This window comes from Mesorhizobium sp. URHB0026 (assembly GCF_054059755.1).
In genome coordinates this window covers 4,013,128-4,034,526 of the sequence record NZ_JBSSCN010000001.1, presented here as the reverse complement: position 1 = coordinate 4,034,526, position 21,399 = coordinate 4,013,128, and the positions used below count along the sequence as shown (strand labels likewise).

The 21,399-nt window shown below is 62.1% G+C and carries 26 protein-coding genes and 1 pseudogene; 20 read left to right on the top strand and 7 right to left on the bottom strand.

Features of this window, described 5'->3' with window-relative positions; all coding sequences use genetic code 11:
* Nucleotides 1–104 precede the first annotated feature (104 nt).
* Both ACVWWD_RS19600 and ACVWWD_RS19595 read left to right on the top strand, forming a co-directional pair.
* The gene (locus tag ACVWWD_RS19600; protein ID WP_457103281.1) at nucleotides 105–1,178 is read left to right on the top strand and encodes a branched-chain amino acid ABC transporter substrate-binding protein; all 1,074 of its coding nucleotides are present in this window, start codon (nucleotides 105–107) and stop codon (nucleotides 1,176–1,178) included.
* Nucleotides 1,178–2,200 carry a P1 family peptidase gene (locus ACVWWD_RS19595; protein WP_352550527.1) on the top strand — a complete coding sequence of 341 codons (1,023 nt, stop codon included), beginning with the start codon at nucleotides 1,178–1,180 and terminating at the stop codon, nucleotides 2,198–2,200. The genes ACVWWD_RS19600 and ACVWWD_RS19595 overlap by 1 nt, the downstream gene beginning before the upstream one ends.
* A gap of 17 nt (nucleotides 2,201–2,217) precedes the next feature.
* On the opposite strand, the gene ACVWWD_RS19590 is transcribed toward ACVWWD_RS19595, so the two are convergent.
* The gene (locus tag ACVWWD_RS19590; RefSeq protein WP_352550529.1) at nucleotides 2,218–2,472 is read right to left on the bottom strand and encodes a DUF2171 domain-containing protein; all 255 of its coding nucleotides are present in this window, start codon (nucleotides 2,470–2,472) and stop codon (nucleotides 2,218–2,220) included.
* A 146-nt stretch (nucleotides 2,473–2,618) separates the two neighbouring features.
* Between ACVWWD_RS19590 and ACVWWD_RS19585 the strand changes: the two genes are divergently transcribed.
* The 3 genes from ACVWWD_RS19585 to purB are packed head-to-tail and all read left to right on the top strand — an operon-like array spanning nucleotide 2,619 to nucleotide 5,233.
* Nucleotides 2,619–3,341 carry a DUF2259 domain-containing protein gene (locus ACVWWD_RS19585; RefSeq protein ID WP_352550530.1) on the top strand — a complete coding sequence of 241 codons (723 nt, stop codon included), beginning with the start codon at nucleotides 2,619–2,621 and terminating at the stop codon, nucleotides 3,339–3,341.
* A 56-nt stretch (nucleotides 3,342–3,397) separates the two neighbouring features.
* Nucleotides 3,398–3,862 carry a hypothetical protein gene (locus ACVWWD_RS19580; RefSeq protein ID WP_352550532.1) on the top strand — a complete coding sequence of 155 codons (465 nt, stop codon included), beginning with the start codon at nucleotides 3,398–3,400 and terminating at the stop codon, nucleotides 3,860–3,862.
* Nucleotides 3,863–3,922: 60 nt separating this feature from the next.
* Nucleotides 3,923–5,233, top strand: a complete 1,311-nt coding sequence (purB, locus tag ACVWWD_RS19575) for an adenylosuccinate lyase (protein WP_023773167.1) — start codon at nucleotides 3,923–3,925, stop codon at nucleotides 5,231–5,233.
* Between the two features lie 57 nt (nucleotides 5,234–5,290).
* On the opposite strand, the gene ACVWWD_RS19570 is transcribed toward purB, so the two are convergent.
* Entirely contained in the window at nucleotides 5,291–6,103 is an 813-nt protein-coding gene (locus tag ACVWWD_RS19570) for a VOC family protein (RefSeq protein WP_023773168.1), read from the bottom strand.
* A 244-nt stretch (nucleotides 6,104–6,347) separates the two neighbouring features.
* Here ACVWWD_RS19570 and ACVWWD_RS19565 point away from each other — a divergent pair, with 244 nt between their 5' ends.
* Together ACVWWD_RS19565 and ACVWWD_RS19560 are read left to right on the top strand one after the other, a co-directional pair.
* Nucleotides 6,348–6,896, top strand: a complete 549-nt coding sequence (locus ACVWWD_RS19565; protein ID WP_352550535.1) for an RBBP9/YdeN family alpha/beta hydrolase — start codon at nucleotides 6,348–6,350, stop codon at nucleotides 6,894–6,896.
* A gap of 170 nt (nucleotides 6,897–7,066) precedes the next feature.
* Nucleotides 7,067–8,365: an acyltransferase family protein gene (locus ACVWWD_RS19560; protein WP_457103280.1), complete on the top strand. Its 1,299-nt coding sequence runs from the start codon at nucleotides 7,067–7,069 to the stop codon at nucleotides 8,363–8,365.
* On the opposite strand, the gene ACVWWD_RS19555 is transcribed toward ACVWWD_RS19560, so the two are convergent.
* A complete protein-coding gene (locus ACVWWD_RS19555) occupies nucleotides 8,272–9,045 on the bottom strand; it encodes an HpcH/HpaI aldolase family protein (protein WP_023773170.1) in 774 nt (257 codons plus the stop codon). The two genes, ACVWWD_RS19560 and ACVWWD_RS19555, sit on opposite strands and share 94 nt — an antisense overlap.
* A 110-nt stretch (nucleotides 9,046–9,155) precedes the next feature.
* Nucleotides 9,156–9,476, bottom strand: coding sequence for a DUF1476 domain-containing protein (locus ACVWWD_RS19550; RefSeq protein ID WP_015318134.1), 321 nt, complete (start codon nucleotides 9,474–9,476; stop codon nucleotides 9,156–9,158).
* A 274-nt stretch (nucleotides 9,477–9,750) separates the two neighbouring features.
* Between ACVWWD_RS19550 and purC the strand changes: the two genes are divergently transcribed.
* From purC to ACVWWD_RS19515, 7 genes and pseudogenes are all read left to right on the top strand, one after another.
* Nucleotides 9,751–10,545, top strand: coding sequence for a phosphoribosylaminoimidazolesuccinocarboxamide synthase (purC, locus tag ACVWWD_RS19545; protein WP_013532127.1), 795 nt, complete (start codon nucleotides 9,751–9,753; stop codon nucleotides 10,543–10,545).
* A 42-nt stretch (nucleotides 10,546–10,587) separates the two neighbouring features.
* Nucleotides 10,588–10,830 (top strand): phosphoribosylformylglycinamidine synthase subunit PurS, encoded by a 243-nt coding sequence (purS, locus tag ACVWWD_RS19540; protein ID WP_023773171.1) that lies wholly within the window; start codon nucleotides 10,588–10,590, stop codon nucleotides 10,828–10,830.
* Nucleotides 10,831–10,848: 18 nt separating this feature from the next.
* A complete protein-coding gene (locus tag ACVWWD_RS19535) occupies nucleotides 10,849–11,043 on the top strand; it encodes a hypothetical protein (protein ID WP_348625760.1) in 195 nt (64 codons plus the stop codon).
* Nucleotides 11,044–11,098: 55 nt separating this feature from the next.
* The gene (purQ, locus tag ACVWWD_RS19530; RefSeq protein ID WP_352550540.1) at nucleotides 11,099–11,767 is read left to right on the top strand and encodes a phosphoribosylformylglycinamidine synthase subunit PurQ; all 669 of its coding nucleotides are present in this window, start codon (nucleotides 11,099–11,101) and stop codon (nucleotides 11,765–11,767) included.
* Nucleotides 11,768–11,831: 64 nt separating this feature from the next.
* On the top strand, nucleotides 11,832–12,497 hold the full coding sequence (locus tag ACVWWD_RS19525) for a glutathione S-transferase family protein (RefSeq protein ID WP_352550542.1): 666 nt from the start codon (nucleotides 11,832–11,834) through the stop codon (nucleotides 12,495–12,497).
* On the top strand, nucleotides 12,494–12,901 hold the full coding sequence (locus ACVWWD_RS19520; protein WP_352550544.1) for a hypothetical protein: 408 nt from the start codon (nucleotides 12,494–12,496) through the stop codon (nucleotides 12,899–12,901). Before ACVWWD_RS19525 ends, ACVWWD_RS19520 begins: the two co-directional genes overlap by 4 nt.
* A gap of 7 nt (nucleotides 12,902–12,908) precedes the next feature.
* Nucleotides 12,909–13,566 (top strand): annotated as a pseudogene (locus ACVWWD_RS19515) (Pr6Pr family membrane protein).
* 8 nt (nucleotides 13,567–13,574) lie between these two features.
* On the opposite strand, the gene ACVWWD_RS19510 reads toward ACVWWD_RS19515, so the two are convergent.
* Complete coding sequence (locus ACVWWD_RS19510) at nucleotides 13,575–13,826, bottom strand: DUF1127 domain-containing protein (protein WP_457103279.1); 252 nt, start codon at nucleotides 13,824–13,826, stop codon at nucleotides 13,575–13,577.
* 94 nt (nucleotides 13,827–13,920) lie between these two features.
* Between ACVWWD_RS19510 and ACVWWD_RS19505 the strand changes: the two genes are divergently transcribed.
* Complete coding sequence (locus ACVWWD_RS19505) at nucleotides 13,921–15,330, top strand: aminotransferase-like domain-containing protein (protein ID WP_457103278.1); 1,410 nt, start codon at nucleotides 13,921–13,923, stop codon at nucleotides 15,328–15,330.
* A 78-nt stretch (nucleotides 15,331–15,408) separates the two neighbouring features.
* Here ACVWWD_RS19505 and ACVWWD_RS19500 read toward each other — a convergent pair whose 3' ends face one another.
* Nucleotides 15,409–15,573, bottom strand: a complete 165-nt coding sequence (locus tag ACVWWD_RS19500) for a hypothetical protein (protein WP_015318143.1) — start codon at nucleotides 15,571–15,573, stop codon at nucleotides 15,409–15,411.
* Between the two features lie 246 nt (nucleotides 15,574–15,819).
* Here ACVWWD_RS19500 and purL point away from each other — a divergent pair, with 246 nt between their 5' ends.
* From purL to ACVWWD_RS19475, 5 genes are all read left to right on the top strand, one after another.
* Nucleotides 15,820–18,051 carry a phosphoribosylformylglycinamidine synthase subunit PurL gene (purL, locus tag ACVWWD_RS19495; RefSeq protein WP_023773177.1) on the top strand — a complete coding sequence of 744 codons (2,232 nt, stop codon included), beginning with the start codon at nucleotides 15,820–15,822 and terminating at the stop codon, nucleotides 18,049–18,051.
* A gap of 7 nt (nucleotides 18,052–18,058) precedes the next feature.
* Nucleotides 18,059–18,646: a hypothetical protein gene (locus tag ACVWWD_RS19490; protein ID WP_352551728.1), complete on the top strand. Its 588-nt coding sequence runs from the start codon at nucleotides 18,059–18,061 to the stop codon at nucleotides 18,644–18,646.
* A gap of 121 nt (nucleotides 18,647–18,767) precedes the next feature.
* Nucleotides 18,768–19,001 carry a BolA/IbaG family iron-sulfur metabolism protein gene (locus ACVWWD_RS19485; RefSeq protein ID WP_015318146.1) on the top strand — a complete coding sequence of 78 codons (234 nt, stop codon included), beginning with the start codon at nucleotides 18,768–18,770 and terminating at the stop codon, nucleotides 18,999–19,001.
* Between the two features lie 151 nt (nucleotides 19,002–19,152).
* Nucleotides 19,153–19,488: a Grx4 family monothiol glutaredoxin gene (gene grxD, locus ACVWWD_RS19480; RefSeq protein ID WP_013895877.1), complete on the top strand. Its 336-nt coding sequence runs from the start codon at nucleotides 19,153–19,155 to the stop codon at nucleotides 19,486–19,488.
* A gap of 145 nt (nucleotides 19,489–19,633) precedes the next feature.
* Nucleotides 19,634–20,920, top strand: coding sequence for a multidrug effflux MFS transporter (locus tag ACVWWD_RS19475; protein WP_457103277.1), 1,287 nt, complete (start codon nucleotides 19,634–19,636; stop codon nucleotides 20,918–20,920).
* Nucleotides 20,921–20,939: 19 nt separating this feature from the next.
* Here the strand turns inward: ACVWWD_RS19475 and ACVWWD_RS19470 are convergent, their stop codons facing one another.
* Entirely contained in the window at nucleotides 20,940–21,347 is a 408-nt protein-coding gene (locus ACVWWD_RS19470; protein WP_023783868.1) for a cell envelope integrity protein TolA, read from the bottom strand.
* Between the last annotated feature and the right edge of the window lie 52 nt (nucleotides 21,348–21,399).

Here is a 21,399-nt window from a genome sequence, read left to right as displayed (position 1 = left end):
CATATCCCGAATTCGCGTGTTGCACCAAAGCCGGGCAGCCTTTAGGTCTTGGCGGGAATTTGACGCCTGCGCGACGTCGCCGGCTTGGAGGATTCTTCGGCAGCATGCGATCCGGGGCAACTATTACCGCAGCGCTGGCCTGGCTGTTAATGGCCGGCGCCGCCAGCGCACAGACGCTCACGATCGGTGTCGCAGCACCCCTGTCGGGACCATCGGCCATACTCGGCAAGCAGATCGAGGCTGGCGCCGGGGTCGCGGCAGAGGTGGACGGCATCCAACTCTACACCGTTGATGACGCTTGCACCGGAGACGGCGGCGCCGCGGCGGCCAGGGAATTCGTGGCAGCCAAGGTCAATGTCGTGATCGGCTTCCTCTGCACGGAGGCGATCGAGGCGGCGATGCCTGTCCTTAAGGACGCCAATATTCCTGTCATCACCGTTGGTGTGCGAACCGAAAGCCTGACCGACCGACGCGCCAAGACCGGCTGGCCGGTTTATCGCCTCGGCCCGCGCGGCGACGACGAGCGCAACGCCGTCGCCTCTACCCTCACCCGGCTATGGCAGAACGAGCTGTTCGCGATCATCGACGACGGCACCATCTATGGCCGTGAGATGGCGGAGACATTTCGTGCCGCTGCCGAGCAGGCGGCACTGAAACCGGTCTTCGTCGACACGTTCCGGCCGCAGCTCGACAACCAGATCGGCCTGGTGGGACGGTTGAAAAAGGCCGGCGCCACGCATGTCTTTGCCGGCGGCGACGGCGACGACATCGCCATTATGGGGCGCGATGCCGCCCAGCTCCAGACGGGCATCATCCTTGCCGGCGGCGAAAACCTGCGCACGCCACCCGGCGAGGTGCCTTACGCGACCGGCACGCTGATGATCGCGCCACCCGAATGGGCCGATGTCGCGGATCCCAAAGTGCTGGAAAGCTTCTCCGCGCACATGATCGTGCCGGACGGCTACACCCTGCCGGCCTATGCGGCGGTCGAGATCGCCAAGGCGGCATCCTCGGACGCAGCAGGCTCCGGCGGGCCGCTGGCCGAGGCACTCACCGGGCATGATTTCACGACGGCGATCGGACCGGTCCGCTTCGACGACAAGGGCGATCTCAGCCAGAGTCTCTACCGTGTCTTCCGCTTCGACGGGACCCGCTTCGTGCTTTTGGAAAACAACTGATGTTCCGCACCGGTCCACGCAATCTCATCACCGATGTCATGGGCCTGCGCGTTGGCAATGCTTCCGACGCCAGGCTGAAGTCCGGCGTGACGACTGTCCTTTGCGACGAGCCGGCGGTCGCGGGAGTCCAGATTCTTGGCGGCGCGCCTGGCACCCGCGAGACCGATCTGCTGGAACCGCACAATTTGGTGGAGACGATCCATGCCGTGGTGCTGTCAGGCGGTTCGGCTTTCGGCCTCGATGCTGCCTCCGGCGTGCAGGCCGCATTGCGCGAACGCGGCATCGGCTTCGAGGTTGGCGGCTTCCACGTACCGATCGTACCGGCGGCGATCCTCTTCGACCTGCGCAACGGCGGCGACAAGGACTGGGGCCGCTATCCCCCCTATCGCGACCTCGGCTACGAGTCGGTGCAGGCTGCCGCAGTCGATTTCCAATTTGGCACGGCGGGCGCGGGGACGGGTGCACTGACATCGGGGCTGAAGGGTGGCCTGGGTTCGGCCTCGACACTGCTGGACAATGGGATCACCATCGGCGCGCTGGCCGCCGTCAACCCGACCGGCTCGGTAACCGTCGGCCGCACCCGTCATTTCTGGGCGGCACCCTTCGAAATCGGCGATGAATTAGGCGGCCTTGGTTATCCCTTGCCGATGCCCGAGGACGCGAAGCGGATTTTGCTGAAATACCGCGACAAGGATCAGGGACAGCAGATGGACAGCGGCGGCAACACGACGATCGCGGTCATTGCCACGGACGCGGTTCTCACCAAGGCCGCCGCCAAACGCCTGGCGATTTCGGCGCATGACGGCTTCGTGCGCGCCATCTGGCCGACCCATACGCCGGCCGACGGGGATCTGGTGTTCGCGCTGGCCACCGGCAAGAGCGGGGTCGAACTGACCGCCGACGCGGCAATCGACCTCTACGCCGCCGCCGGCGCCACTATGGCGCGCGCCATCAGCCGTGGTGTGTTTGCCGCGACGCCAGCCGACAACGACCTGTTTCCCGTCTGGTCGTCACGTCACTAGGCTGGCTGGAGCTTTGATCAAACCGGATCGGATTTTTCTTCCTCGAACGTCACCGCGACATCGGAATTCGCGGACAGCCACACCTTCTTGCCATCGACCTCGGCAACCAGGGCCAGGGAAATATAATGGTGATGGCCCTTGTGAGCCCCCTCGCCACTGCCGGCCTTGGTCAGCTTGATGCGCTGGCCATCGACCTTGTCGACGGTGCCGATATGCACGCCATCGGCGCCGACGACTTCCATGTGCTCACGAATTTTGCTGGTGTCGGTCATGTTAGCTTCTCCGTTGGGGTGGGTCTCCATGGGACTGCCGACAATAACAAATGACGAGCGGTTTGGATGCATCGGCCTTGGTCCGCACGACGTTTTGATCTCGTCGTGCTAGGGATTGAAGCGATCAGGCCGAAGGAGCGATGACAATGCGGACGCTTTTCCTGTTTGCCGTTTGCCTGGCCACGCAGTTCGCGGCGTCGATCGCCCAGGCCGGCGATGTCGCGGAGCTCGAAATCCTGGGCTTCACCCGGGATGGCGGCGTGTTCGCCTTCGAGGAGTACGGCATCCAGGACGGGTCGGGCTTTCCCTATGCCAACCGCTATTACATCGACACGAGCAACGACAGCTTTGTCAACGGCACGCCGGTCAGGATCCGGCTCGACGACGAGAACGCAACGCTCGACGCTGCCCGCCTTCAGGCCCGGCAAAAGGGCGAGGCCATTGTCAGCCAGGCCGAGCTGAGTGCCAACCGCGGCATCACCGCCGGCTCCAACCCGGTGACCGAGCTTTCGGCCGATCCGCATCGCATAGTGGTCAATCCGCGGCCGATCTTCTCCCTTGTCGACCAGCCGCTCGAGTTCCGGCTCGACGAGATCGGCATGAATGACACCGAAGGTTGCGCCAGTCAGGGCGAGATCAATGGCTTCCGGCTGCTGCGTATCGAGGCGCGGGATGGCGGCACCACCAAATTGCTGCACGAGGACAAAGCGATCCCCAAGAGCCGGGGCTGCCCGAACGGCTACCGCATCGGCGCGGTGCAGACGTTCTCGATGGACAGCCTCAGCGCTTACGCGGTGCTGATCGCGGTGCGCCAGTATGGCTTCGAAGGGCCGGACTTTCGCTGGATCGCCGTAACCGGCCGCCTGTGACAGAGCTTGTCCAACCCGTCAGGCGCAATCGCGCCCTGCACCACCTTCGCGATGCCATGCCGACACTGCGTGCAGCGCTTCTCGGCGCCCTGCTGTGGGCCGCCACCACGGGCGCCAGCGCACTCGTCAACCTGGTGCTGGACAATTGGGTGACGCCGGGCAAGATCGGCACCGTGTTCCTGCTGTTTGCCGTCGGCGGCGCCCTGGCCTTTCCGGTTGGCCTGTTTGCCGCACGACTGGTTTCGCGCGGAAGGGGCCGGGAGGTCGCCTTCGCGGCGACATTCGTAGGGCTTGCTGCCGCAACGATCGGCCTCACCGCCCTGCTGTATGCCCTGCAATACCGCTCCTATTATGCCGAATGGCATGCGCCCGTATTCACCCTCACCTGGGGCTTTCAGCTCGCCTTCACGATGGCGGTGGCGTCCTACCAGTTCGTTGTGCTGGGCATCCGGCTCTATTTCCCGCTTGGTTTCATCGCCTTGTTCGCCGTCAGCTTCTGGTTTGCACGGCAGCAGCGTTGAGCATTTGGTCCGCCTCTGTTAGGACGCGGACAGATCCCTCCGATACATCAGGAATGACCGATGATCCCTCGCTATTCCCGGCCGGAAATGGTCGCCATCTGGTCGCCCGAAACCCGGTTTCGCATCTGGTTCGAAATCGAGGCCCATGCCTGCGACGCGCTGGCCGAACTGGGTGTCATCCCCAAGGAAGCGGCCAAAACGATCTGGGAAAAGGGAAGCGCGGCCGAATTCGATGTCGAGAAGATCGACGCGATCGAGCGCGTCACCAAGCATGACGTTATCGCCTTCCTGACCCATCTTGCCGAATTCGTCGGGCCCGACGCGCGCTTCATCCATCAGGGCATGACGTCCTCGGACGTGCTCGACACCTGCTTTGCTGTGCAACTCACCCGCGCCAGCGACATTTTGCTGGCCGACATCGATACGTTGCTTGCAGCGCTCAAGCGCCGCGCCTTCGAGCACAAGGACACCGTCACCATCGGCCGCAGCCACGGCATTCATGCCGAGCCGACGACCTTCGGCATCAAGCTGGCGCAGGCCTATGCCGAATTCTCGCGCTGCCGCGAGCGGCTGGTGCACGCGCGCGAAGACATTGCCACCTGTGCGATTTCGGGCGCGGTCGGCACCTTCGCCAACATCGAGCCCTATGTCGAGGAACATGTGGCGGCAAAGCTCGGACTGAAGCCGGAACCGGTGTCGACGCAGGTGATTCCGCGCGACCGCCACGCCATGTTCTTCGCGACCCTCGGCGTCGTCGCCTCCTCGATCGAGCGGCTGGCGACCGAGGTCCGGCATCTGCAGCGCACCGAAGTGCTGGAAGCGGAAGAGTATTTTTCGCCGGGCCAGAAAGGCTCGTCGGCGATGCCGCACAAGCGCAACCCGGTGCTGACCGAAAACCTCACCGGCCTTGCCCGCATGGTGCGCTCCATGGCGCTGCCGGCGATGGAGAACGTGGCGCTCTGGCACGAGCGCGACATCTCGCACTCCTCGGTCGAGCGCATGATCGGCCCGGACGCCACCGTGACGCTCGATTTCGCGCTGTCACGCCTGACCAGCGTGGTCGACAAGCTGGTCGTCTATCCCGAGAACATGCTGAACAACATGAACAAGTTTCGCGGTCTTGTGCATTCGCAACGCGTCATGCTGGCGCTGACGCAGGCCGGCCTGTCACGCGAGGACTCCTACCGGCTGGTGCAGCGCAACGCCATGAAGGTGTGGGAACAAGGCGCTGATTTTCTTGAGGAACTTCTGGCCGACAAGGAAGTGACAGCCGCGCTGCCGGAGGCGCAAATCCGCGAGAAATTCGACCTAGGCTACCATACCAAGCACGTCGACACGATCTTCAAGCGGGTGTTCGGAGGGGTGAGTTAGCTTTCTTCTCCCGTCACCATACGGGGAGAAAAACGCTCCCGCAGACGCCTCCGCCAATCAAGCCTTACCCGGCACGGTCCTGATCACCGTGCCCCAAGGATCCTCACGGGTCGTTTCGCTGCTCACATTGTCCGAACGCATCTCGACCCAGGCAAGGCCCGAGCGGGAGGGGTCGCGGCGGCCGGCGCCGGCGCTTTGCCAGGCATTGGCGCCGATGTGATGGTGATAATGCCCCGACGACAGGAACACCGCCTGGCCGCGATATTTGGCGACTGTGTCGAAGCCGAATTCCTGGTTCCACCAGGCTTCTGCCTCTTCCGGCCTGCCGACGCGCAGGTGGACATGGCCGACGATGCTGTTTTCCGGCGCGCCTTGCCATCCCGCATCGCCGGCCGGCACTTCGGCAACGACAGACGGAATGTTCATCCGCTCGGTCGCCATGGCGATCTTGTCGCCGTTCCATTTCCAATCCTGCGGGCGGCGGTCGGCATAGATTTCGATGCCGTTGCCCTCGGGGTCGGTCAGGTAGAGCGCTTCGCTGACCAGATGGTCCGAAGCGCCCTCGATAGTGATCTTGTCTGAGATGGCGTGGTTGATCCAGCGTCCGAGATCGGCACGGCTGGGCAGCAGGAAAGCCGTATGGAACAGGCCGGCGCTGCGCGGATCGTCCGGTTTGGCAGAACTGTCCGGCTCAAGCACCATCAGCGGACGGCTGCCGGCGCCGAGCGTGATCGCGCCGTCGGCGCGGCTCAATTCCCGCAGTCCGACGACTTTACGATAATAGGCGGCAAGACTTTCGGCATCGCGCGCCTTCAGTCCGACGCGGGCGACGCTCACCGGCGTGGTGGCGGCAAATGGCAGTTCGCTCATCATTGTCTCCGTTGCGGCGACGTCTCGCGAAGCTCCCAAAGCCAGGAGCCCGGCGGCGCCGATCATTTTACGTCGTGTCAGCCCCAAAGTCCCGGTGCTCCACGGCTGTTTCTCTGCCGACAGAGATCGTCGATCTTCATCGTTCACACAAGACAGCGAAAGGCGAACATGTTGTTCACCGTTACGACCGGAAGCCTGCCCATCGAAGGTTGCATGAGGCAATCGCGCTCGCTATCTGAGCGCCATGAAAGTCAAGGACGCAGATATTCTGATCATTCCCGGATACACCAATTCGGGGCCTGAGCATTGGCAGACCCGCTGGCAATCGAAACTGTCGACGGCGCGTCGCGTGGAGCAGGCCGAATGGTCGAAGCCGCTGCGCGAGGACTGGACGGCGAGCGTCGCCAAGGCAGTCAACGAGGCCGAAAGACCTGTTGTTCTCGTAGCCCATTCGCTGGGTGTAACCGCGGCCGTGCAAGCCATTCCGCAGTTCCGGAAGCCGGTCGCCGGCGCCTTCTTCGTGGCACCGCCGGACGTCGCGAATCCCAAGATCAAGCCGAGACATCTGATGACCTTCGGCCCCTATCCTCGCGAACCGCTGCCGTTTCCCTCCATCGTGATCGCCAGCCGCAACGACCCCTTCTGCCCTTTCGATGTCGCCGAGGACATCGCCGGTGCCTGGGGCTCGCTGTTCATCGATGCCGGAGAAACCGGCCATCTCAGCGAGGATTCAGGCTTTGGCCCCTGGCCCGAGGGATCCATGACCTTCGCCAAATTCCTGACGGACCTGTGAGGCGCGCCAAAATCAACGCACGATGGCATTCGATCAAACTGCGGGACTCGAATAAATGATAATTTAAGAGGGCTAGCATTAATTATTCAGAGGCAGCGGAGTGCTTCCGAATGATGATCTGTGCTTGAACCGGGCTGCCAATTCTTCGCTCTTGAAACAGAGGCCAATGCTTGCGCAAGGACGCTTCACTCGAATTTCTGAGAGGTGTCGCGGCGCTCGTCGTTCTGAACGGCCATCTTTTGAGAGCTTTTGCGCCGTTAGCGAAAGGTGACGGAGACCAGGCTGCGCAATCCCTGAAGAGGGGTCTTGCTTTCGTTGCTTTCAATGGCGGCTCTGCCGTCTATTTGTTCTTCGTCCTGTCCTCGTACGTGCTTGTGAAGCGCTATTTTCAATCCCGCAAAGCAGAAGATTTGTTGCTAGGAGCGATAAAGCGCCTACCTCGTCTGGCCGGCCCCGTGCTGGTTGCGGTTCTGTCATCCTGTATCCTCTTCAAGCTCGATCTGTATTTTTTCAGCGATGCCGCCGCCGTTACCCAATCCACGTGGCTGAGCAGATTCGGCAATGCTCCAAAGCTGCTTTCACCGGAGACCGCGAGCTTCGCCGACGCGTTCATGGAAGGGGCGTGGCGGACATTCATCTATGGCGACAAATCCTATGACAGTAGCCTGTGGACCATGACGGTCGAGTTCTGGGGGAGCATGATGACCTTCGCCCTCGCCCCGATCATCTTCTCCCTCCAGGGCCGCTGGATGCTGCTGTCATGGTTCGGCGTGGCCGCAGGCACATTCCTGGCATTGCAATTCAGCTTCCTCGTTTGCGCCTTTCCGGCCAGTCTCCTGCTCTATTCTCTTCTCGCCATGGAGTTTCGTCCCAATCGGTGGGTGAGAGGTGCGATGGTGACGGTTTCCGTGGCGCTGCTGGGCTATGCAGGAGACGCTGTCGGAATATACCGGCCCTTCGCCGTGCTCGATTTTGCAGCTTCCGATATCGGTTTGCGGCAAGCTTGCGTGGCCATCCCGGCAAGCATCATGCTGGTTTACGCCATGCTGAGCATGGATGACCCACCGTCATGGCTCTCCGGCAAGGCCGCACGTTTCCTGGGCGACCTGTCTTTCCCGCTCTACCTGGTGCATGTACCCGTTATCTGCTCGTTGGGATCATGGGTCCTGTTGGCAAGCGACTCCGCCGCACTCGGCGCTGCCGCCGCGATATCTGGGTCGATCCTCGCGGCGTTGCCGCTGATGGCTTTCAACAACTGGTGGGTCCAGGCGCTCGGCGCTCTGTTCGACAAAAATCAGACGCGGCGGATCGGCCGCCACGGCGCTCGCCGTGGCAAGGGCCTGAGCAAACACGCTGGCGACAGCAGTCCGCTGCTTCAGGATCCGATCGAGTCCCGCATGTCCTTGAGCAGGGTCTTTGCTCCCAATGAAATCAGCGCGTGCTCGGAGCCCGTGGCGAGCAGGCGGTAGCCCATCGACACGACGCGGCCGGCGATAGCCGGTTCGACGACGTAGATCGCCGCATGCTTGCCGGCCTTGCGGGTGCGCTCGGCAACCGAGGCCACCGTCTCCATCATGCTTTCCAGCGTGGAATTGACCGTGGCACCGTTGGTCCAAGCGATTGAGAAGTCGGACGGCCCGAGGAAAATGCCGTCGATGCCGGGCGTGTCGAGGATGCCGCCAAGCGCGTCGAGCGCAGCGCGCGTCTCGACCATCGCAAAAGCCATGGTGCGCTGATTGGTGTCCCGCAGCCATTCGGCATAGTCGCCCTTGCCATGGCGGGGAAAGGCATAGGTCGGACCCCACGAGCGCTCGCCGAGTGGGGGATATTTCATGGCCGCTGCGAACAGCTTTGCATCTGCCACGGAGTTGACCATCGGCGCAATGACCGCCTCGGCGCCGAAATCGAGAGCACGGCTGGCCATGTCGAAACGGCCAACGGGAATGCGCACCAGCGCCGGCTTGCCCAGGGCTAGTACCGGTGCCAGGCCGCGCAGGACGCTGTCCTCGTGATGGCCGCCATGCTGCATGTCGAGGGTGACGGCATCGAAGTCCTGCCTGGCAAGGATCTCCACGGTCAAGGCGTCCGGCACGCCCGACCAGGCGGTTACCAGCGTTTCATCCGCGGCAAGACGGGACTTTAGGGACATCTAATCTCTTTCCTCGTTGACGTCGGCAGTTTCAGCCGGAAACCGCCGCAAAGGCAAAGAAAAACCGCCCGGATCGGCCGGGCGGTTCATTGGTCCAGATAAGGGCCGGATCAGGTGTTCTTGATCTGCTCGATCGCCTGCGCCATCATTTCGTCCATGGTGCGGCGGATCTGGTGATCGGACTGCTCGACGCCGGCGGCATCGAAATCCTTGCGGATCTTGCGGAACACGTCGTGGTCGCCGGCTTCCTCGATGTCGGAAACAACGACTTCCTTGGCGTAGGCGTCGGCATCGGCGCCGGATTTTCCGAGCTTTTCGGCGGCCCACAGACCAAGCGCCTTGTTCCGCCGCGCCGAAGCCTTGAACCGAAGCTCCTCGTCGAATGCGAATTTGCGTTCGAAGCCCTCTTCGCGGTCTTTCATGCTGCTCATGGCGTCCCTCCGGGTCAAATCCGATTCGTTGGCAATGGATATGTGTGTTGCCGAAGCACAAACCAAAAGGTCGCGGGCCGGTCAATATGCTTCGTCATATGCTGCGCTGCGGCATTTCAGTCCCGAAAGCGGTTGATTGGAAGGATTTGCCGATTGAGCAAACGGTGTGATTGGGATAGACCCGGCATTGAACGTCACCGTCGCCGCATTAGTTCAGGCGGACGGACAGGAAGTGGTCGCTTGCCGCCTGCCCGCAATCCAGAGAAAAATTCAAATGAAAAATCGCCGCCGCATTTATGAAGGCAAGGCCAAGATCCTCTATGAAGGACCCGAGCCGGGCACGCTGATCCAATTCTTCAAGGACGACGCAACCGCGTTCAACAAGAAGAAGCACGAGGTCATCGACGGCAAGGGTGTGCTCAACAACCGCATTTCCGAATACATCTTCAACCATTTGAACCGCATGGGCATCCCGACCCACTTCATCCGCCGGCTCAACATGCGCGAGCAGCTGATCAAGGAAGTCGAGATCATCCCGCTCGAGGTGGTGGTGCGCAATGTCGCCGCCGGTTCGCTGTCCAAGCGCCTCGGCATCGAGGAAGGCACCGTCCTGCCGCGCTCGATCATCGAATTCTATTACAAGGCCGACGCGCTCGACGATCCGATGGTTTCGGAAGAGCACATCACGGCGTTCGGCTGGGCAAGCCCGCAGGAGATCGACGATGTCATGGCGCTGGCCATCCGCGTCAACGATTTCCTCTCCGGCCTGTTCATGGGGGTCGGCATCCAGCTCGTCGACTTCAAGATCGAGTGCGGTCGCCTGTTCGAGGGCGACATGATGCGCATCGTCGTGGCCGACGAGATTTCGCCGGATTCCTGCCGCCTGTGGGACGTGGCGACGCAGGACAAGCTCGATAAGGACCGTTTCCGCCGCGACATGGGCGGTCTCGTCGAGGCCTATCAGGAAGTCGCCCGTCGCCTCGGCATCATGAACGAGAACGAGCCGCCACGTCCTACCGGTCCGGTGCTTGTCGCCTCGACCGACGGCCTCAAAGGCAAGCCGCACTGATAGCGGCTTGCGCCTCAACTTCAGAACAGGAGCATGTCCAGCGTGATCAAGGCCCGCATTACCGTCACCCTCAAGAATGGTGTGCTCGACCCGCAAGGCAAGGCGATCGAACATGCGCTGTCGGGGCTGGGCTTCGATGGCGTCGGCGCGGTACGGCAGGGCAAGGTGTTTGACGTCGAACTGGCGGAAAGCGACAAGGCCAAGGCCGAAGCCGATCTGAATGCCATGTGCGACAAGCTGCTGGCCAACACGGTGATCGAGAATTATAGTGTGACACTTACCTGAGGTTGTCTCGGAGGCAGTATGCCTGAAGTCACCAATGAGTTGATGTTCGAGCTGCTGGAGCCCGTGCATCACGACATTGGTGAGCTTCGTCAGGACGTTTCCGAGACAAAACGGGAATTGAATGTGATGCGGGTCACATGGTGGCAACGCAAAGTGACATCCATAACATCCATGGCATTCTCACCCGCCAGGACGATCGACTTGAACGCATAGAACGCCGTCTCGGCCCGCGCGAGCTTGCCGAAGCACAAAGGCCATACGAACCAAAATGAAATCAGCTGTCGTCCTTCTCCCTGGCCTCAACCGCGACCGCGACATGATCGCGGCGCTGACCAAGATTTCCGGACAGGCGCCGGCAACCGTCTGGCAGACCGACACCGAAATTCCCGATGTCGACCTGATCGCCATCCCCGGCGGCTTTTCCTTCGGCGACTATCTGCGCTGCGGCGCGATCGCGGCACGCATGCCGGTCATGCGGGCGGTCGCCGAAAAGGCTGCGAAGGGCGTCATGGTCATCGGCGTCTGCAACGGTTTCCAGATTCTCGTCGAGGCCGGTCTGCTGCCAGGTGCGCTGATGCGCAACACCTCGCTGAAATTCGTCTGCCGGCAGGTCAAGCTCGAGATCGCCAACGCCAACACCATGTTCACGCATCGCTACCAGCCGGGCCAGATCATCCGCTCACCGGTGGCGCATCACGACGGGAATTACTTTGCCGACGCCGACACACTTGCCCGTCTCGAAGGCGAAGGCCAGGTGGTGTTCCGTTATGCCGAAGGCACCAACCCGAACGGCTCGATCAACGACATTGCCGGCATCGTCAACGAACAAGGCAATGTGCTCGGCCTGATGCCGCATCCCGAGAATCTGATAGAAGCAGCTCATGGCGGCAATGACGGCAGAGCGTTGTTCGAAGGCGCCTTGGGCATTGCCGCTTGAAGTTTGCGACCGCAACCTTAAGAATTGCGGCAATTCAAGGTCATAGCGTGAGGGAGAGACGGTCATGAAACTCTATTCGCGGCCGTTGTCGCCCTACTCGTCGATCGTGCGGGCGCTGGCCTATATCAAGGATGTGCCGATCAAGATCATCGCGCCGCCGCCCGGTTTTCCGATCCCCGAGGCATTTCGCGCCATCTCGCCGATGAACCGGATTCCGGTCCTGATCACCGGATCGGGCGAAACGATCGTCGAATCGGTGGTCATCGCCGAATATCTCGAGGAACGGTTTCCCGAACCGGCGCTGTTGCCGCCCGATTCGAAGGACCGCGCGCTGGTGCGCATGTTTGCCCGCATCGTCGATCTCGACGTGCTCACACCGACGATGAAGCTTTTCGAACTGCATTTCGTGCCGAAGCGCAACACTGCCGAGATCGACGCCCAATTCGCCCGTCTATACCATGGGCTGGCCGCCATCGAGGCACGCATGGCGCAAGGCCCCTTCGCGCTCGGCAGCGACATCAGTTTCGCCGATGCCTGGCTGACGCCGACGCGGTTCATCTTGAACAATTTCCGAGCCATGACCGGCCGCCACGACCTGCTCGACGCCTATCCCAGATTCGATGCCTATGAGCAGATCGCCTCGCAGCATCCGGCATTGTCCAGGGTGTGGGGCGAGATGACCGACGGCCTGAAGATCTTTCTGTCCGAACTCGAAATGGGTGCCGCTTGATCAGGAACAGGACGATCGCCCTGATCGCCGTGTCAGGCTTTGCCTTGGCATCTTGTCAATCGAGCCCCAAGATTACCCCCGTGCCGTCGGGCAAGAGTGCCGCGCTGCTGTCCATGGAACAGGTGGCGATATCGGCCCACAAATGCTGGATCGCCAGCAAGGATCCGGCCTTCAAGCAATATCAGATGGCCAATGAGCTGAACTCGTTCAGCGGCACGCCGCGCTTCCTTCTGGTGCCGGCCAAGCACTATGGCGGCAAACCGTTGCTGGTCGTGCAGGCACAGGGCAATTCAAGCCGTGTCGACGTCTTCGGACCGTTGATGAACGACCCGCTTGGCGCACGCATCAGCTCTGATATCGCGCGCTGGCAGGCGGGCAATCCGGCCTGCGCGGCCACCGCCTGAGCCAGCCATGGGCCGGTTCCTGCAGATCGCGGGATTGGCTGTTGGCCTGATAGCGCTCGCTTTGCAGTTCTCGATCACCATTCCGGCTTCGATGGAAGCGGGCCGCGGCGTTCTCGGCTCAATCGTGTTCTATTTCAGCTTCTTCGCCATTCTGACCAACATTGGCGCCGTGCTGGTGCACGCCTCGCTGTTGTCGTCCAGCTTCCATGCATGGCTGCCGGCCTTTGCCGGACCGCGGATGCGCGCGGGCGTCGCGGCTTCCATCACCCTGGTCTTCATTGTCTATGCCACGGTTCTGGCGCGGCTCTGTTCCTGCTCTGCGACGTCCTGCTGCACTACGTGACGCCGGTGGTGTTCGTGCTGTGGTGGCTGATATCGGGCGTCGATGGCAGGACGCGATGGAGCGACATCTCCTGGTGGGTGCTCTATCCCATCGCCTATCTGGCCCATCGCCTATCTGGCCCATCGCCTATCTGGCCTATGCGCTGATGCGCGCGTCGCTGGCGGGCGAAATGCCCTACCCCTTCCTCGATGTCACCAGGAACGGCGTTGAGAGCGTCGCCGTGGCCGCGCTCGCCATAACCATACTTTTCCTGGTGATATGCGTCGTCGCCGTTTTCGTCGACCATGCTATCGGGCGCCTCGGGAGCAAAGACGCCCGATAGATTGGCCACTATTCCCAGAGCGGCTTGATGCCTTCGCGGTGAGCGTCGCAGCGTGAGATGCCGATGTCCTTGAGTTGATCGTCGGTCATCTCCAGCAGCGCCAGCCGGCCGCGCCGGCGCTCAAGCAGATGGTCGATCCATTTCGCCAGCGAGCTGACCACTTGTACAACCCGGCCGGCGAAGCCGCGCTGCCCGGAGGGGCGAGCAGGCTGGCCGAGCAATTGGGTTCCGGAGCGGCGAAATGTTCCGATTGTATTCATTTTCTTTCTGCCCAAATGTCAATTGCACCGTTGGTTCGGTGCGCTACCGATATGTATTGACTCCCAAAACGGTGCAATATAGAAAATTGTCACCATGACAAATTGGATTCCAGATCTCACCGGTTCAGGACCGCTGTATCAGCGTCTCGCGGATTCCATCGAGACCGATATCGACCGAGGAGTGATCGGCGCGGGGGCGAAGCTGCCGCCGCAGCGCGACCTTGCCTACGACATCGGCGCCACGGTCGGCACTGTCGGGCGGGCCTATCAATTGCTGCGCGAGCGCGGCCTCGTCAGCGGCGAAGTCGGACGCGGTACCTATGTGCTCAGTCAAAACATCGGGGTTACGAAGCCGGAGGCGCCCGACACAAGCGTGGAGGGCACGCGCTATGTCGATGCCCCCAAGGGCAAGTTGCGGTTCGACAGCACGGCCGCCCCTGATATTGGCCAGGGCGCCGTTGTAGCCGACGTCCTGTCGCGCACCGCACAGGACCACCCGCATGAGATTTCAAGTTACACGCGCGACTTCCCGGATCGCTGGTACGAAGCCGGCGCCCGGTGGCTGTCCCGGAATGCCTTCCGGCCAACGATCGATACAATCGTCCCCACCCTTGGTACCCATGCCGCGGTGATGGCGGCGATCGCGGCCCTGACCACGCCCGGCGACTACGTCGCCTTCGAGCACCTCACCTACTCCCAGATTTCCCGCAGCGCCGGCCTGATCGGCCGGCGCACCGCGCTGGTGGCATCGGACGATGAAGGCCTCGACCCGGCGGATTTCGAACGCGTCTGCGCGCAAAAGCACCCCAAGATGATCTTCCTGATACCGACGGCGCAGAATCCGACCTTGGTGACCTTGTCGTCGGCGCGACGCGAGGCGATTGCACGTGTCGCCCGTGATTACAACGTCATCCTGATCGAGGATGACCTCTACGGCCATTTGACCGACGACCTGACACCGCTGCTTGCCGAATTCGCGCCCGAACGCACCATCATCGCCGGCGGCCTGTCGAAATCGGTCGCCGCCGGACTGCGTGGCGGCTGGCTCTCCTGCCCGCCCGCCTATCGCCATCGCATCCGGGTCGCCCACAAAATGATGACGGGCGGCATGCCATTCCTGTTGGCGGAGGTGAATGCCCGGCTTGTGCTTTCCGGTCAGGCCAGCGAAATCCGCAAGCGCAGCATCGCTGAGATCAGCGCCCGCATGTCCATAGTGCGAGAAAGTTTGGCGGGCTTCTCATTCAAATCGCACGACAAAGTGCCGTTCGTCTGGCTCACCCTGCCCGACCCATGGCTTTCCGGTACGTTCAAGAATGCCTGCCTGGAGCATGGCGTGCTGATCGACGATGAGGATGAGTTCAAGGCGGGGCGCTCGGAGCGGGTTTTCCATGGGGTTCGCTTCGGCGTCTCGCAGCCGAACCGGCGCGAGGATATTGCCGGCGGCGTCGGCGTGATCAGGCGGCTGCTGGATGAGGGCCGCGCGGGCTACGACAGTTTTTCCTGAACCGTTCGCGGCCACGCTTCCCTGCTTGCCTCGAGACGCCGCCGTGTGAAACCGGGACTTGTCGGAACCGGACCCGGATCAGCCTTCGGCCTTGAAGTTCTTGGCTTCCTTCTCGGCTTTTTCCTTGCCGTGCTTCTCAGCCAATTCCTTGGCCTGCCGCGGCGAAACGTCGGTGGTCTCCGCGATATGGAGAGCTTCCTTGTCCGAGAGGCGATTGTCGTTCTTGCCTTGCTTGGTAGCCATGGTCTGTCTCCTCGGGTGATAGCGACCTAACGACCGGGGCATCAGAGCGTTCCCAATTTTGGTTTTGCGGGCAATTGAAAGCTGGGGGACGCCTATCGCTGTTCACCAAAAGGCCCGCCGCGGTCTGTCGCGGTCGTCACCCCTGTTGCTTTCTGCCTTTTTCCTCAGCCGACGGGTGTATCGGCCGCAAGGCTTGCGATAAGAGGAGACTCAAAATCCCCGCTCCATGGACATAAATCGCCGCCCATGACCATTTCCAATTCCGTCCCGATCACACCAGACCTCATCGCCTCGCATGGGCTGAAGCCGGACGAGTATCAGCGCATCCTCGATCTGGTCGGGCGCGAGCCGAGCTTCACCGAACTCGGCATCTTCTCGGCGATGTGGAACGAGCACTGCTCCTACAAATCCTCGAAGAAATGGCTGCGCACCTTGCCGACGACCGGACCGCAGGTCATCCAGGGCCCAGGCGAGAATGCCGGCGTGGTCGACATCGGTGACGGCGACTGCGTCGTCTTCAAGATGGAAAGCCACAACCACCCCTCCTTCATCGAACCCTATCAGGGTGCGGCGACCGGCGTCGGCGGCATCTTGCGCGACGTCTTCACCATGGGCGCGCGGCCGATCGCGGCGATGAACGCGCTGCGCTTTGGCGCGCCCGACCATCCCAAGACGAGGCATCTGGTCGCGGGCGTGGTTTCCGGCGTCGGCGGCTACGGCAATGCCTTCGGCGTGCCGACGGTCGGCGGCGAGGTCAATTTCGACGCCCGCTACAATGGCAACATCCTGGTCAACGCCTTTGCCGCGGGCCTTGCCAAGACCGATGCCATCTTCCTGTCCGAGGCAAAGGGCGTCGGCCTGCCGGTCGTCTATCTCGGCGCCAAGACCGGCCGCGATGGCGTCGGCGGCGCCACCATGGCCTCGGCCGAATTCGACGACAAGATCGACGAGAAGCGCCCGACCGTGCAGGTCGGCGATCCCTTCACCGAAAAATGCCTGCTGGAGGCCTCTCTCGAACTGATGGCTTCGGGCGCCGTTATCGCCATCCAGGACATGGGTGCTGCCGGCCTCACCTGTTCGGCGGTCGAAATGGGCGCCAAGGGCGACCTCGGCATCGAACTCGACCTCGACAAGGTGCCGGTGCGCGAGGAGCGCATGAGCGCCTACGAGATGATGCTGTCGGAAAGCCAGGAGCGCATGCTGATGGTGCTGCGCCCCGAAAAAGAGAAGGAAGCCCAGGCGATCTTCCACAAATGGGGCCTCGACTTCGCCATCGTCGGCAAGACCACCGACGATCTGCGCTTCCGCGTGCGGCACCAGGGGAACGAGGTCGCCAACCTGCCGATCAAGGATCTCGGTGACAAGGCTCCCGAATACGATCGCCCTTGGGTCGAGCCGAAGAAGCCGGCGCCGCTTGCCGCCAACGATATCCCGCGGGCCGACCTCGCCGATGCGCTGCTGAAGCTGCTTGGCGGACCAGACCTGTCTTCGCGCCGCTGGGTGTGGGAACAGTACGACACGCTGATCCAGGGCAATTCGCTGCAGCTTCCGGGCGGTGATGCCGGCGTGGTGCGGGTCGAGGGCCATCCGACCAAGGCGCTGGCCTTCTCCTCCGACGTGACGCCGCGCTATTGCGAGGCCGACCCCTATGAGGGCGGCAAGCAGGCGGTGGCCGAATGCTGGCGCAACTTGACCGCCACCGGCGCGCTGCCGCTCGCCGCCACCGACAATCTCAATTTCGGCAATCCCGAACGGCCTGAGATCATGGGCCAACTGGTCGGCGCGGTGAAAGGCATCGGCGACGCCTGCCGGGCGCTTGGTTTCCCGATCGTGTCGGGCAATGTCTCGCTCTACAACGAGACCAACGGCCAGGGCATCCTACCGACACCGACCATCGGCGGCGTCGGCCTGATATCAGACTGGTCGAAGATGGCGCGGATCGGTTTCGCCGCGGAGGGCCAGATGATCCTGCTGGTCGGCGCACCGGCTTCCTGGGGAACGCATCTTGGCCAGTCCGTCTATTTCAGGGATGTCCACGGCCGAACCGACGGCCCGCCGCCGCCGGTAGACCTCGAACACGAGAAGCGCGTCGGCGACCATGTACGCTCGTTGATCGCATCCGGCATCGTCACTGCCGCGCATGACGTCTCCGATGGCGGCATTGCGGTGGCGCTGGCCGAAATGGCGATGGCGTCGGGCATCGGCGCCACCGTTCCCGGGCTTGTCGGTACCGATCCGATCCCGGTCTGGTTCGGCGAAGACCAGGGCCGCTATCTGCTGACGCTATCGATCGATCCGCATGGCGATGAATGGGACGCCATCCGCAAGCAGCAGGGCGAACTCGGCATTTTCGCGCCGTGGATCGGCTCGACCGGGGGCGCCGCGCTGAAGCTGGGCGATGCCAGGGCAATCCCTGTCAGCGACTTGACCGCCGCCCATGAAGGCTGGTTCCCGCGCTTCATGGATCAGGCCAATTGACCAGAGCATGATCCTGAAAAGTGGAACCCCGTTTTCTCGGACAAACGGAAAACCGTTTTGTCCAGAGATCCCGCTCAATCACAAGAAACTGGCCCTCCGGGCGCTGCTTGCAGTCGTATTCTGGCCGTCGCTGTTCTTCTTCTGGTGCCTCGGGCCGTTCGTCTTCTTCCTGCTCTCGACGACATCGAGCGAGGTTTGTCCCAGGCTGGAAACGCGCGGAGAATTCCTCGCCGCGGCCAACGGCACGCTTCCGATGCTTGTCCTGCAGAACCTCATCTATGCGGTTCCGATCGTCTGCCTGGTGCTCTGGAATCGGCTTCTGCCGGACCAGGCGCGGACAAGACACGTCGTCACCTGCATCAAGCTTTTCGCCGTCTCGGCCGTCTTGGGGGCCTTGTGGGAGTACGGCTCTTCGCTTGTCTGCGATGGTTATGGCCAGCCGTTCTTCTCGCCCGCCTGGCGAATGACCAGCTATCTGCCGATCGCCAACATGGCGATCAACATCCCGCTCTACGTGCTGGTCTTCAGCCTTGGCCGCGCCTTCTCGATGCGCGAGGATGAGCCGGCGCAGGGGCCGGGTGAAAGCATCGCCTGAACACCAGCAGAACGGACACTGGACAGAACCGCTTCAATCCGGATTAGAAAGGCTCTAGGCTTGCCCGACTCTCATCGCATGGGCCGCCGCGCCGCGCCCTCCCGAAACAGGAATTTCCGCAATGGCAATGGATGCCCACGACATCGAGAAACTGATCAAGGACGGCATACCGGATGCCCGTGTGACGATTCGCGACCTGGCCGGTGACGGCGACCACTACGCCGCTGAGGTCGTGGCCGAGAGCTTTCGCGGAAAAAGCCGCGTCCAGCAGCATCAGATGGTCTATGACGCATTGAAGGGCAATATGGGCGGCGTGCTGCACGCGCTGGCGCTGCAGACCAGCGTTCCCGACTGAGGCATTTCCACCCGACACGCTTGGCCCAAAACCGGCCATTCTTTGCGCCATTCGGGTGACGGCACGGCTAAAGTCTTGTTTCGGGCAACCTATGGGTTTATTTGAGGGACATGTTTCGAGCCTGACTCCCACAGGCGTGAAAGGATATTCCATGAGCGGCATCAACGACTACATCGATAATGAAGTGAAGGGCAACGACGTCGTCCTTTTCATGAAGGGCACGCCGGGCTTCCCCCAATGCGGATTTTCCGGCCAGGTGGTCCAGATCCTCGACTATATCGGCGCCGACTACAAAGGCGTGAACGTTCTGGACTCCGCCGAACTGCGCCAGGGCATCAAGGACTATTCCAACTGGCCGACAATCCCGCAACTCTACGTCAAGGGCGAATTCGTCGGCGGCTGCGATATCATTCGCGAAATGTTCCAGGCCGGCGAGTTGCAGACCTTCCTGGTCGAGAAGGGCGTGAGCGTCAAAGGCGCCGCCTGACTTCCGTTCAGGCATGTCGATTTCGACATGCCCAGGCCACCGAGGCGGCCCCACCTCGGCAATTTTACAAGCCCGGATCCCGGGACCAAGACGAGCCAAATGGCCGGCCCGCCGGCGCGTTTTCGTTTGAGAGATCGGACTTGCCGTGGACCAGCAGAAATCAGCGCCGCAAGGGGCAAGCACCTTGCCTCGGGCAGGCCAATTGCCGATTCCGCGCTGGGAGTTCATTGCGCTCTGCGCCGCGCTGATGGCGCTCAATTCGCTAGCCATCGACATCATGCTGCCGGCGCTGCAGCAGATCGGCGCTTCGCTCGGGGTCGAGAACGAGAATCATCGGCAATATGTTGTCACTGCCTACATACTGGGTTTCGGCGGCGGACAACTGTTCTTCGGGCCGATCTCGGACCGGTTCGGGCGCCGCTCGCCGCTTGTCGCCGGCCTGATTATCTATGTGGCGGCGGCCGCCGCGGCCGCCATCGCGCCGAGCTTTGAAGCGCTCTTGATATGCCGCGCCGTGCAAGGCCTTGGCGCGGCAGCCACGCGCGTCATAGCGGTTTCGATCGTGCGTGATACATTCGACGGCCGGCGTATGGCCGAGGTCATGTCGCTGATCTTCATGGTGTTCATGGCGATCCCGGTCGTGGCTCCAGGCATCGGCCAGTTCATCATGCTGTTCGCGACCTGGCATTGGATATTCGTCACCATGGCTGTCGGAGCTATGATCGTCTCGGCTTGGTCGCTGCTGCGCCTGCCAGAGACGCTGCATCCCGAATATCGCCGGCCACTGACGGTTTCATCCATCCTCGGCGGTTTCCGCATCGTGCTCACCAACCGCATCGCGCTCTGCTATGCCTTCGCCAGCACGTTCATCTTCGGCGCTATGTTCGGCTTCATCGCCTCGGCGCAGCAGATCTACGTCAACATCTTCAACGTCGGCGAGATGTTTCCCGTCATCTTCGCCGGTGTCGCGGGCGTACTCGCCTTCTCCAACTATCTGAACTCGCGCCTCGTCGGCCGCGTCGGCATGCGCCGCCTGTCGCAAAGCGCGCTACTGCTGTTTCTGGTGATCAGCCTGGCCTGGCTGGTGGTTTCACTGGAAACGAAGATGCCGCTCTGGCTGTTCATCACCTTCTTTGCCAGTGCCATGCTGCCGTTTGGCTGTCTTGGAGCCAATTTCAATGCGTTGGCCATGGAGCCGCTTGGCCAGTTGGCCGGCACGGCGTCGTCCATCCTGGGTTTCATGCAGACTTTTCTCGGCGGCATTCTCGGCACGCTGATCGGCCAGGCTTTCAACGGCACGGTGACGCCGCTGGCCGCCGGTTTCTGCAGCGTCTCGGTCGCCGCGCTGCTGATGATCCTGTTTGCCGAGCGCGGCAAGATGTTCCAGCCGCAGAACGCCCCCGTTTCAGGCCACGTCACCGACCTGCACTGATTTTCGTTTGCTGGTGGTGTCAGGATGCGCCTTCAAGCGCCGCGGTGAAGCGAGGAGAGAGCATTCGCCCCGCGATCGCTCTGCCCATGCCATCCGAAAAGGGCAATGGCAGAGCGTCGTCGAGCGCCTTGAGGATGGACGCCACGAAGGCTCGGCTGAGCCGCGGATCGGCCCCCAGATCGGAATAGGTGGCGCGAGGCGTCCCGATCAGGGTGCCATTGCGACGAAGCGAGAACCGCATCGTCAAGGACATGCCCGCGGTTCCGGGTGGCGGCTTCCAACAGGCATGGATAGCGTCCGACATCTCCTTGATGGTGTCGATGGAATCGTGACTGTGACAGGGGCGTTCTTGCGCGATTGCCGCGCTGGAGTTCGCAAACAGCACTCCGGCAAGAGCCGCCGCAAAAATTGCGAACCGAGGTTTCATCCGGGAGCCTCCGCCAAAACGCCCGGCTCGATCATACAAGGGTTCAAGCCAC

Excerpts from the sequence above, each read along its gene's own strand:
- ACVWWD_RS19600 (WP_457103281.1), top strand. The coding sequence starts at position 105 with ATGCGATCCGGGGCAACTATTACCGCAGCGCTGGCCTGGCTGTTAATG.
- ACVWWD_RS19595 (WP_352550527.1), top strand. The coding sequence starts at position 1,178 with ATGTTCCGCACCGGTCCACGCAATCTCATCACCGATGTCATGGGCCTG.
- ACVWWD_RS19590 (WP_352550529.1), bottom strand. The coding sequence starts at position 2,472 with ATGACCGACACCAGCAAAATTCGTGAGCACATGGAAGTCGTCGGCGCC.
- ACVWWD_RS19585 (WP_352550530.1), top strand. The coding sequence starts at position 2,619 with ATGCGGACGCTTTTCCTGTTTGCCGTTTGCCTGGCCACGCAGTTCGCG.
- ACVWWD_RS19580 (WP_352550532.1), top strand. The coding sequence starts at position 3,398 with ATGCCGACACTGCGTGCAGCGCTTCTCGGCGCCCTGCTGTGGGCCGCC.
- purB (WP_023773167.1), top strand. The coding sequence starts at position 3,923 with ATGATCCCTCGCTATTCCCGGCCGGAAATGGTCGCCATCTGGTCGCCC.
- ACVWWD_RS19570 (WP_023773168.1), bottom strand. The coding sequence starts at position 6,103 with ATGAGCGAACTGCCATTTGCCGCCACCACGCCGGTGAGCGTCGCCCGC.
- ACVWWD_RS19565 (WP_352550535.1), top strand. The coding sequence starts at position 6,348 with ATGAAAGTCAAGGACGCAGATATTCTGATCATTCCCGGATACACCAAT.
- ACVWWD_RS19555 (WP_023773170.1), bottom strand. The coding sequence starts at position 9,045 with ATGTCCCTAAAGTCCCGTCTTGCCGCGGATGAAACGCTGGTAACCGCC.
- ACVWWD_RS19550 (WP_015318134.1), bottom strand. The coding sequence starts at position 9,476 with ATGAGCAGCATGAAAGACCGCGAAGAGGGCTTCGAACGCAAATTCGCA.
- purC (WP_013532127.1), top strand. The coding sequence starts at position 9,751 with ATGAAAAATCGCCGCCGCATTTATGAAGGCAAGGCCAAGATCCTCTAT.
- ACVWWD_RS19535 (WP_348625760.1), top strand. The coding sequence starts at position 10,849 with ATGCCTGAAGTCACCAATGAGTTGATGTTCGAGCTGCTGGAGCCCGTG.
- purQ (WP_352550540.1), top strand. The coding sequence starts at position 11,099 with ATGAAATCAGCTGTCGTCCTTCTCCCTGGCCTCAACCGCGACCGCGAC.
- ACVWWD_RS19525 (WP_352550542.1), top strand. The coding sequence starts at position 11,832 with ATGAAACTCTATTCGCGGCCGTTGTCGCCCTACTCGTCGATCGTGCGG.
- ACVWWD_RS19510 (WP_457103279.1), bottom strand. The coding sequence starts at position 13,826 with ATGAATACAATCGGAACATTTCGCCGCTCCGGAACCCAATTGCTCGGC.
- ACVWWD_RS19505 (WP_457103278.1), top strand. The coding sequence starts at position 13,921 with ATGACAAATTGGATTCCAGATCTCACCGGTTCAGGACCGCTGTATCAG.
- ACVWWD_RS19500 (WP_015318143.1), bottom strand. The coding sequence starts at position 15,573 with ATGGCTACCAAGCAAGGCAAGAACGACAATCGCCTCTCGGACAAGGAA.
- purL (WP_023773177.1), top strand. The coding sequence starts at position 15,820 with ATGACCATTTCCAATTCCGTCCCGATCACACCAGACCTCATCGCCTCG.
- ACVWWD_RS19490 (WP_352551728.1), top strand. The coding sequence starts at position 18,059 with ATGATCCTGAAAAGTGGAACCCCGTTTTCTCGGACAAACGGAAAACCG.
- ACVWWD_RS19485 (WP_015318146.1), top strand. The coding sequence starts at position 18,768 with ATGGCAATGGATGCCCACGACATCGAGAAACTGATCAAGGACGGCATA.
- grxD (WP_013895877.1), top strand. The coding sequence starts at position 19,153 with ATGAGCGGCATCAACGACTACATCGATAATGAAGTGAAGGGCAACGAC.
- ACVWWD_RS19470 (WP_023783868.1), bottom strand. The coding sequence starts at position 21,347 with ATGAAACCTCGGTTCGCAATTTTTGCGGCGGCTCTTGCCGGAGTGCTG.